The sequence below is a fragment of the Paenibacillus lutrae genome (genome assembly GCF_009757775.1).
Classification (GTDB): domain Bacteria; phylum Bacillota; class Bacilli; order Paenibacillales; family NBRC-103111; genus Paenibacillus_F; species Paenibacillus_F lutrae.
Genome location: NZ_RHLK01000034.1, coordinates 1684 through 2812, shown reverse-complemented (window position 1 = coordinate 2812; position 1129 = coordinate 1684). Strand labels below are relative to the sequence as shown.

Below are 1129 nucleotides of genomic sequence, written 5' to 3'. Positions count from 1 at the left end.
TAGAACGAAAGAGCGAATCTTTCGATAAACGCTGTTGTAAATTCATGTTCTGTTCAGTTTTGATGGAGCTTATGGGGCCATAGCTCAGCTGGGAGAGCGCCTGCCTTGCAAGCAGGAGGTCAGCGGTTCGATCCCGCTTGGCTCCACCATCAACCTCCTAAAGGTCTTTTGACTTGTGGGATGTACAAACAAATAAGTTTGTTCCTTGAAAACTAGATAGCGAAATATGTAACTAGAATCATCCAAAAACCTTGATGGTTTGATGAAGCGAAGTTGTATGGCGCATGAACGATTTGGCAAGCTTGCTTGCTAGCGCGAATCGGCATAAGGCGGAGCCTGGTCAAGCTAATAAGGGCACACGGAGGATGCCTAGGCGCTAGGAGCCGAAGAAGGACGTGGCGAACGACGAAATGCCTCGGGGAGCCGTAAGCAGGCTTTGATCCGGGGATGTCCGAATGGGGGAACNTATCGGAAGGTGCGGCTGGATCACCTCCTTTCTATGGAGACTCGGGTGCCGAAGCGCACCCAGTCAAGAAGGCTTCGGCCTTCACAACTTCAATCACTCGTTGTCAGTTTTGAAAGGAGAATTTCCTTCTCTTTTCAAACTTTTTGTTGCCCTGATCCTCTTCGGATGTTCAGTGGCGCGAATCCGTTGTTCCTTGAAAACTAGATAGCGAATTATGTAACTAGAATCATCCAAAAACCTTGTTATAGATGATCAGGTATCCGCACTTGTGCGAATGCAAGGTCAAGCTAATAAGGGCACACGGAGGATGCCTAGGCGCTAGGAGCCGAAGAAGGACGTGGCGAACGACGAAATGCCTCGGGGAGCCGTAAGCAGGCTTTGATCCGGGGATGTCCGAATGGGGGAACNCCGACGGGGTTTCACGTGTCCCGCCGTACTCGGGGTGGGTCTAGGCATACGTTCACTTTCGGCTACAGGGCTGTTACCTCTTCCAGCGGACCTTTCCAGATCACTTCACCTAATGAACTTTTGCCATGTCGACGCCCCACAACCCCAGAGAGCAAGCCCTCTGGTTTGGGCTAATCCGCGTTCGCTCGCCGCTACTGACGGAATCACTATTGTTTTCTTTTCCTCCAGGTACTTAGATGTTTCAGTTCCCTGGGT

1 tRNA gene and 1 other annotated feature (1 of these 2 cut by a window edge) are annotated in these 1129 nt (G+C 50.8%); the gene reads left to right on the top strand.

Features of this window, described 5'->3' with window-relative positions:
- The first annotated feature begins 73 nt into the window (after window positions 1-73).
- Window positions 74-149, top strand: a tRNA-Ala gene (locus EDM21_RS24390).
- Window positions 150-833: 684 nt separating this feature from the next.
- Window positions 834-1129, bottom strand: a sequence feature (23S ribosomal RNA rRNA prediction is too short) (it continues 488 nt past the right edge of the window).